Source organism: Acidithiobacillus sp. TH-A36 (assembly GCF_057473445.1).
The window spans coordinates 1-8,178 of record NZ_JBYCKP010000524.1 but is presented as its reverse complement, the minus strand read 5'-3'; the positions used below and the strand labels follow the sequence as shown (position 1 = coordinate 8,178).

Sequence of the window (8,178 nt, the reverse complement as noted above, 5' to 3'; positions counted from 1 at the left end):
TCCCTGGCCGGCACTGGTCAGGCTGCGCAGATCATTGGAGAATTGGCCCTGCAGAAATTTTTCGGCCTCCGCGCCATAGGCATGAATAAGCCCCAGTTCGCTACTCAGGAGGGAAAATTGGATGGCGGCTGATGACATGAATAAAAACTCCCGATGGCTATTACAAGCAGGCCCCGATGATAGCGCGATGGCTGCCGGGGACAAAGTACTTCCTCCCCTTTCCTGTGGGAGCGTTCAGCAGCAGGCACTGCTACACAGTCTGTCCTGCTGCTTGGCGGGACTCTGTGCATTTTTGAGCATGCTGGATAATTTCCGTTTTGGGATGGCTCTGTTATTGCTGGTTATTATCTGGACATTGTGGTTTTGCCCCTGGTCAATACAAAGGCGGATTGCGCTACCGATCGCCTTGATGTCCGGACCCGAGAATCACTATTTGCTGCAGTTGGGCAATGGCGAACAGGTACAGGTGCAGCTGCGGGCATGGCCCTTCCTGCACCCCCGGCTGGGCGTGCTGACGCTACGCGGCATCCACAAGCAAAAATACACGCTGATTGGTGTTTTCCCGGTCAGGGATGCTGTCTGGCGCTTGTGGCGTCTGCATCTGCGGCAGGTATGGGCCGAGCGTAAGGCTGTTCCTGGTCGCGCTGGCTGATCATATCCTGGGGATTGTTGTGGGTGTCAGGATGATCGCTATTATAATGACAGCCCCGGGATTCACGCCGAAACAACGCAGAACGCAGCAGAATTTCCGCGTTTTGGCGCATATTGCGCAACTCCTGATACGCCCTGGATATGCCCGCAACGTCGCCAATCCGGGTTCGCATGCTTTCCAGTCGCTCAATGGCCTGTTGAATATCCCGATCGTTGCGAATGATGCCGCCGCTTTGCCACATCAGTTTCTGAATGTCGTGGCGCAGCGTCTCGATATGGTCCTTGTAAATAGTGCGGTCATGAGTCGTTGAAAGTGGGCAGGCATGCCGGTTGCCATCCGGCTTATCTGGAAGTTGCGCCAAACCTTCCAGAGCTTCGACAATACTTGCCGCGCCGACCACACATTCCAGCAGGGAATTGCTGGCCAGGCGGTTGGCACCGTGCAGGCCCGTGGAGCTGACTTCACCGGCAGCAAATAACCCGGGCACCGTGCTGCGTCCTGACTGATCCACAACAATCCCACCACAGGTGTAGTGAGCGGCGGGCACGACCGGAATGGGTTCACGCGTCAAATCGTGGCCGTGTTCAAGACAATGGGCGTATATCGCCGGAAAATGTTGACGTATCCTTTCACCGGGCTGCGCACTGATATCCAGAGTGACATAGGCAAGTTGATTTTTTTTCATTTCGGCATCAATGGCGCGGGCCACAATATCTCTGGGGGCCAGTTCGGCACGAGGGTCGTACTGCTCCAAAAAAGTCCTGCCATCGGGAAGACGGAGCAGGGCACCTTCACCGCGCAAGGCTTCCGAAAGTAAAAAGGGTGTGTTATCCGGATCATAAAGGGTTGTTGGATGAAACTGGATAAATTCAAGGTTGGCGATTTCAGCCCCGGCCCGGTAAGCCAGGGCCAATCCGTCTCCTGTAGCTACCAGTGGGTTACTGGTATGCAGGTACAGCTGACCCGCTCCACCGCTGGTCAGTATGACAGCGCGGGCAGTCCATAATTCCGGCAAGCTGGACCCGTTTCCAATTACCCAGGCTCCCTGACAGGATCCGTCCTGTAGCCATAAATCAGTGACAAAGTGATTTTCCATCAGGCTGATTTCAGGATGCTGACGCAGCTGCGTCAAAAGAGTGCTTTCAATGGCATGGCCGGTGGTATCCGCCCGGTGCAGAACCCGGCGCACACGATGCCCCCCTTCGCGAGTCAAATGCCATTCACCATGCACCTGCTGATCAAATGGTACACCCCAATTGATCAGCTGTTGTGCCGCCGCTGGTCCGGCACGAATAATCCGTGACACTGCCGCCGGGTGACAGAGGCCTGCACCGGCACCCAGCGTGTCTTCAACATGCATGGTGATGCTGTCCCGGGTGAAATCCATGACGGCAGCCATTCCTCCCTGAGCCCAGTCGCTGGCCGAAGTCGCTGCCAGATCCTTGCTGAGAATACCCACGCTACCCAGGCGGGCAAGCCCCAATGCTGTGCTCAAGCCAGCGGCGCCGGAGCCTATAATTAAAAAATCGAAAGCGGGCATTCATCGTCCTGTGGAAAATAGTGTGAAGTCGTTGCAAGAAAACGCACTGCTCATGATACGATGACGCGCTAACAAGGTGAAGAACGGCACCGGAACCCTAAAGGAAGGCCGAATGAGTAAAACAAGTGGACGCGGCACAAGTGGTGCGCTGGAAAGTGGTGCGTCCAGTGACCTGCTCCTCGTTCAGCGGGTGCAAAAAGGCGAGAAAGGAGCATTTGATCTTCTGGTTCGCAAATATCAGCACAAGGTGGTCGCCCTGGTGGGACGTTTTGTGCGAACTCCTGAAGAAGCGGAAGATGTGGCCCAGGAAGCCTTTGTCAAAGCCTATCGGGCACTGAAGAATTTTCGGGGAGACAGTGCATTTTATACCTGGTTATATCGTATTGCCGTCAATACCGCGAAAAATCACCTGGTCGCCCAGGGTCGGCAGGTGGCTATTGTGGATGCCGAAACTGAAGATGCGGAACAATTTGCCAGTGCCGATGGACTAAGAGAGTACGATACACCTGAAGGTGTTTTGCTCAGTAAGGAGTTGGCTGAGCATATTGATGGAGCCTTGTCGGAATTGCCGGAGGATTTGCGAACAGCAGTCACCCTGAGGGAATTTGAAGGGCTCAGTTATGACGAAATTGCGCAGGTTATGGAGTGTCCGGTGGGTACTGTGAGGTCCCGTATTTTCAGGGCTCGTGAGGCCATTGCCAAAGTTTTGGCACCTTTGTTAGATCAGGAAAAGTCATGAACGAACAAACAAAAAAAGAGCTGATGGCCTTCATGGAAGGCGAAATGAGTCCCTTGCAGGCGAATCGTATGGCTGCCCGATTGCAAAGTGAGCAGAGCCTTCGTGATGCCTGGGAAAACCAGTACCGGGTTTCTTTTCTGCTGCAAAACGATCGCGCCGGGACGCAATGGGCTTCTGCCGGATTTGCCGATCGCGTGGCCGCACAAATAGCCGATGAGCCCGGTATTCTGGCTCCCCGTGCCGCCAGATCACGGAGTGCCATAAGTCCTTTCTGGATGAAAGCCGGTTCAGTAGCAGCCGTTCTGGTAGTGTCAGTCACCTTGGTGGGCTTGTTACCACGCAATACGCTGACTGAAGGACAAGGTGATCATGTAAATCTCGCTCATTATCAGCGAACGGCATTGTTAAGCGGCACCCAGAGTAGTCCTGAGGTGTTTCATCTCCGCCCCGTTGCCGATTTTAATGTTCAGGCATCGGGTCCGGATTTGATGATCCAGCGCGATATCAAGCGGCTCTGGATTCCGGGGCGTAGTAACTATCTGACGGTTTCAGAATCAGCCTATTATCCAAACGCTGGTGGACTGCAAAATACGGTATATAGCCCGGCAACGGGCATCAGCAATTTTTCCAATTATAATCCTGCTGGCGGCTATCCCTAAAAAATTGATGTTAAATTGTTGCCAACATGCCCGGATACCGAGATGATAAGCAGGGTATTCGAATAAGTGATAAATCGTGGTTGGGAGGGAGTGTACTGTGAGTAATCGTGTGCTGCGTATACAGCGCCCAATGGTGGCGCTATGTGTGGGATTTGCTTTGAGTGTGGGTGGAATGCTTCCGGTTGCGGCGTTTGCGGGACCAGCACCAATGGTTGCACTTCCGGATTTTACACCCATCGTGAAGCAATTCGGGCCGGCTGTTGTGAATATCAGCACGACAGAAACCAAGACGGCGCATGGTGCTGGTTCTCCGTTCCCGCCCAACTCGCCCCTGAACCAGTTTTTTGCCCCCTTTTTTGGCGCACCGGGTCAACCGGGTAGTGATCAGGGCGGTGATACCGCCCCGGGACAGAAATATCAGGTCCAATCGCTGGGTTCCGGCTTTATTGTCAGCCCGGACGGTTACATTGTAACCGCAGCCCATGTGGTCAAGGGTGCCCAGAAAATCATCGTCAGTCTCACCAATCATCACCAGTACACGGCCCATCTGGTGGGCCTGTCTACCCGTATGGATGTGGCGCTGCTTAAAATTGATGCCAATAATCTGCCGACGGTTCAGATTGGTGATTCCGGCAAGCTCGAAGTAGGGCAGTGGGTACTGGCTGTAGGTTCCCCCTTTGGTTTTGAGAACAGCGTGACTCAGGGAGTCGTCAGTGCTACTGCCCGGCCATTGCCGGATGACCCCTATATTCCCTTCATCCAGACCGATGTGCCCATCAATCCGGGTAATTCCGGTGGTCCGTTGTTTAACATGCGCGGTCAGGTCATTGGGATTAATGACCAGATTTATACCAACAGTGGCGGTTACATGGGTTTATCTTTTTCGATCCCCATCAATGTGGCCATGGACGCGGTCAAACAACTCAAGCTGCATCAGAAGGTACATTTCGGCTGGCTGGGCGTAATGATTCAGGATGTCAGCATGGATCTCGCCAAATCCTTCCACATGAAAGAACCGATAGGGGCTCTGGTATCCCAGGTAGTGCCCGATGGCCCGGCCGCCAAGGCGGGTTTGCGTCCTGGTGACGTGATTGTTTCCTTTGACGGACATGCCATCTACAACTCGGGTCAGTTGCCGCCCATGGTTGGAGCCCTGCCTGCCGGATTCAAGGCAAAACTGGAAATCATTCGGGACGGTAAGCCCATGACCCTGAATATTGTTGTTGAAAGTTTGCCCGGGGATATGGACAAAGCGACCGAGAAGGCATCTGCTCCTGATGCACAAACCCGGAAAGGTGAAATCAAGCGGCTGAGTATTGAAGTGGGTCCGTTGACGGCAGAAGCCCGCAAGCAACTGAACGTCAATACCGGCGTGCTGGTTTTGGGAGTCGCACCGGGTGTTGCGGCGGAAGCAGGCATTCGCCCGGGAGACGTCATTCTTCAGGTGGCGCAACAGCCCGTCAATAACGTCAGTACATTGCAAAAGCTGGTAGCTTCCCTGCCTGCCGGGCAGCCAGTTCCAGTATTGGTGCGTCGTGGTGACGGTAGCTTCTATATAGTGCTTTCACTTCCGCGCTGAAGCATAGAGAAATCGTCCGGGGCTGGTGTATGTACCAGCCCTTTTTGTTATGGTGTCGAGCAGGACAGTGAGACCTGTCAGGTTGTCAGGGATTTAAGGGTATATGACTGAGCAGCAACATATTCGAAATTTTTCCATCATTGCCCATGTGGACCACGGTAAATCCACGCTGGCTGATCAGTTTATCCGCCTGTGTGGTGCCCTGACCGAGCGGGAAATGTCCAGTCAGGTACTGGATACCATGGATATTGAAAAAGAACGGGGCATCACCATCAAGGCGCAAAGTGTGCGTCTGCAATTCAAGTCCAAGGACGGGCAGGAATATCAGTTCAATTTGATTGATACTCCAGGTCATGTGGATTTTTCCTATGAAGTGAGCCGCTCCCTGGCAGCCTGTGAAGGTGCTTTGCTGGTTGTGGACGCCTCCCAGGGGGTAGAAGCCCAAAGTGTGGCTAATTGCTACACGGCTTTGGAGCATGATCTCGAAATTGTTCCAGTGCTGAATAAAATTGATCTTCCAGCGGCAGATCCTGCCCGGGTGCGTACGGAAATTGAGGAAATTGTCGGACTCCCCGCTGATGACGCCATTGAGGCCAGCGCCAAGGAAGGTATCGGCATTCGCGAGATTCTCGAAAAAGTGGTTGAAAAGATTCCCGCTCCCCAAGGGGATGCTAACGCACCTTTGCAGGCGCTCATTATTGACTCCTGGTTTGACAACTATTTGGGTACTGTAGTGCTGGTGCGGGTCATGAACGGATCCATCCGGCCCGGTCAGCGGGTCGTTACCATGGTCGGGCAGAAAAATTATGTGGTCGAAAAAGTAGGGGTTTTTACCCCGAAATCGTTGATCGTACCGGCACTGGAAACAGGTGCCGTGGGGTTTGTTATCGCCGGAGTCAAAAGTATTGAAGGCGCGCGGGTAGGTGATACCCTGACTGAACAGGATCGGCCAGCGTCCCAGGCTTTGCCGGGATTTCGCGAGGTGCAACCGCAAGTGTTTACCGGCTTGTATCCGGTTGATTCATCCGATTATGAGGATTTTCGTGAAGCTTTGCAGAAATTGCGTCTGAATGATGCGGCCCTGCAATTTGAACCCGAAACTTCGCAGGCTTTGGGCTTTGGCTTCCGTTGTGGGTTTCTCGGCTTGCTCCATATGGAAATTGTTCAGGAACGCCTGGAACGGGAATATCAGCTCGAACTCATCAGCACCGCACCCACCGTGGTTTATCAGGTGATTACCACCGATGGGCAGACTCTGAAAATCTCCAATCCCGCAGAATTGCCCCCCGTCCAGAAAATCGCCGATTTTCAGGAGCCGGTCATCAGCGCCAATATTCTGGTGCCGGAAACCTATCTGGGTCCGGTGATTGCCTTGTGCGAAGAACGGCGTGGCCAGCAGAAAAATATGCAGTTTACGGGGGGGCAGGTGATGTTGCGTTATGACTTACCCCATAATGAGGTGGTCCTGGACTTTTTTGATCGTTTGAAATCAGTCAGTCGCGGTTACGCGTCCATGGATTACGAGTTTGCCCGTTTTGAAAGCGGCCCACTGGTTAAAATGGATATTTTGATTAATGGCGAAAAGCTGGACGCCCTGTCCTGGATTGTCCATCGCGATGTTTCCGAGCGTCGCGGGCGTGAGCTGGTTACCCGTTTACGTGAACTTATTCCCCGACAAATGTTCGAAGTGGCCATACAAGCGGCGATTGGTGCCCGAATTATTGCCCGAGAATCCGTCAAGGCAATGCGTAAAAACGTGCTTGCCAAATGTTATGGCGGGGATGTTTCCCGCAAGAGAAAATTGCTGGAGAAACAAAAAGAGGGCAAAAAGCGTATGAAACAGGTTGGACACGTGGAAATTCCGCAAGAAGCTTTTCTGGCGGTACTCAAGAGCGATAAACGCTAAAAAGGAAGGAAAAACGTCAATGGATTTTACTTTGGGTTTGTTTTTGGCGGTGCTGTTATCTGGTCTGATCTGGCTGGTAGATATTGTTTTTCTGCGGCGCAGGCGCGACAAGGAAACCCGTGAGTCTCTCATTGTAGAATATGCGCGCAGTTTTTTTCCGGTGCTGCTCGTTGTCTTTTTAATTCGTTCCTTTCTGTTTGAACCGTTCCAGATCCCATCGGGCTCGATGATTCCAACCCTTCGGGTCGGTGACTTTGTTCTGGTCAACAAATTTCAGTGGGGTTTGCGACTCCCCCTCATTCATACCCCCTTAACCTGGGGCAGCCCGGTAGAAGCCGGAGATATTATGGTGTTTCGTTATCCCAAAAACCCCCGCATTGACTATATCAAACGGGTCATCGGTCTTCCTGGTGATACGATCGAAGTGAAGGGTAATGACCTCTACATCAACGGCAAACTGGTCCCGCAAAAATTTATCGGGAATTTTAATTACCGTCCAGAAGGACAGGGTGCCGAGGGCATGGTCATTCCCACCAAAGAATATGCCCAGGAATTGGGTGGCCACCATTTTCACATTATTGAGTTTGATACGCCTGAAGCCCAGATGAATTTTGGACCCTATAAAGTCCCCCCCCATTCCTATTTCATGATGGGAGATGACCGGGATAACAGTAATGACAGTCGTTTCTGGGGTGTAGTGCCAGAGCGCAATATTGTCGGTAAAGCCATGTTTGTGTGGTTTTCCTGGGATGCAGAAGACTGGTCTATTCGTTGGAAGCAGATTGGCCGTTCGCTGGATGGTCAGCATTAATTCTTGTTGAATACACTTGCATAAAGCATCGTTGGCGTCTAAATGGCGGGCATAAGTCCATCCAGAGTTTTGGGAGATTCCCTCAATGCAAGTTTATAATCCATTTGTCCGCAAGCTCGGCAGTCTGCCCCAAAACACTGCTGAGTTATCATCCCCGGAGGCTGGCATCGGTCTTATCGGGGTGATTTTCTGGATTTTGATGCTGGTACTGGCCATTGCTTTTGTCGTGAAAGTGATGCCCAGCTACTATGATTACTGGTCCTTACAAAACATCGTCAAGCAACAGGCGCAA

The 8,178-nt window shown here is 52.6% G+C and carries 7 protein-coding genes and 1 pseudogene; 7 read left to right on the top strand and 1 reads right to left on the bottom strand.

Going from position 1 to position 8,178, the window contains the following annotated elements:
* The first annotated feature begins 136 nt into the window (after positions 1–136).
* Positions 137–652: a hypothetical protein gene (locus tag AC2VLY_RS13375; protein WP_486891866.1), complete on the top strand. Its 516-nt coding sequence runs from the start codon at positions 137–139 to the stop codon at positions 650–652.
* Here the strand turns inward: AC2VLY_RS13375 and nadB are convergent.
* A complete protein-coding gene (gene nadB, locus AC2VLY_RS13370) occupies positions 567–2,192 on the bottom strand; it encodes an L-aspartate oxidase (RefSeq protein WP_486922434.1) in 1,626 nt (541 codons plus the stop codon). The genes AC2VLY_RS13375 and nadB overlap by 86 nt on opposite strands.
* A 112-nt stretch (positions 2,193–2,304) precedes the next feature.
* Here nadB and rpoE point away from each other — a divergent pair, with 112 nt between their 5' ends.
* From rpoE to AC2VLY_RS13340, 6 genes and pseudogenes are all read left to right on the top strand, one after another.
* Entirely contained in the window at positions 2,305–2,931 is a 627-nt protein-coding gene (gene rpoE / locus AC2VLY_RS13365; protein ID WP_193651243.1) for an RNA polymerase sigma factor RpoE, read from the top strand.
* Positions 2,928–3,590 (top strand): sigma-E factor negative regulatory protein, encoded by a 663-nt coding sequence (locus AC2VLY_RS13360; RefSeq protein ID WP_486891864.1) that lies wholly within the window; start codon positions 2,928–2,930, stop codon positions 3,588–3,590. Before rpoE ends, AC2VLY_RS13360 begins: the two co-directional genes overlap by 4 nt.
* A gap of 130 nt (positions 3,591–3,720) precedes the next feature.
* Positions 3,721–5,169, top strand: a complete 1,449-nt coding sequence (locus AC2VLY_RS13355; protein WP_486922435.1) for a DegQ family serine endoprotease — start codon at positions 3,721–3,723, stop codon at positions 5,167–5,169.
* A 103-nt stretch (positions 5,170–5,272) separates the two neighbouring features.
* On the top strand, positions 5,273–7,075 hold the full coding sequence (lepA, locus tag AC2VLY_RS13350) for a translation elongation factor 4 (RefSeq protein WP_486891863.1): 1,803 nt from the start codon (positions 5,273–5,275) through the stop codon (positions 7,073–7,075).
* 19 nt (positions 7,076–7,094) lie between these two features.
* Entirely contained in the window at positions 7,095–7,886 is a 792-nt protein-coding gene (lepB, locus tag AC2VLY_RS13345) for a signal peptidase I (RefSeq protein ID WP_486922433.1), read from the top strand.
* 85 nt (positions 7,887–7,971) lie between these two features.
* Positions 7,972–8,178 (top strand): annotated as a pseudogene (locus AC2VLY_RS13340) (DUF4845 domain-containing protein); the annotation flags it as partial.

Coding starts and splice junctions, on each gene's coding strand:
- AC2VLY_RS13375 (WP_486891866.1), top strand. CDS start 137: ATGAATAAAAACTCCCGATGGCTATTACAAGCAGGCCCCGATGATAGC.
- nadB (WP_486922434.1), bottom strand. CDS start 2,192: ATGCCCGCTTTCGATTTTTTAATTATAGGCTCCGGCGCCGCTGGCTTG.
- rpoE (WP_193651243.1), top strand. CDS start 2,305: ATGAGTAAAACAAGTGGACGCGGCACAAGTGGTGCGCTGGAAAGTGGT.
- AC2VLY_RS13360 (WP_486891864.1), top strand. CDS start 2,928: ATGAACGAACAAACAAAAAAAGAGCTGATGGCCTTCATGGAAGGCGAA.
- AC2VLY_RS13355 (WP_486922435.1), top strand. CDS start 3,721: ATGGTGGCGCTATGTGTGGGATTTGCTTTGAGTGTGGGTGGAATGCTT.
- lepA (WP_486891863.1), top strand. CDS start 5,273: ATGACTGAGCAGCAACATATTCGAAATTTTTCCATCATTGCCCATGTG.
- lepB (WP_486922433.1), top strand. CDS start 7,095: ATGGATTTTACTTTGGGTTTGTTTTTGGCGGTGCTGTTATCTGGTCTG.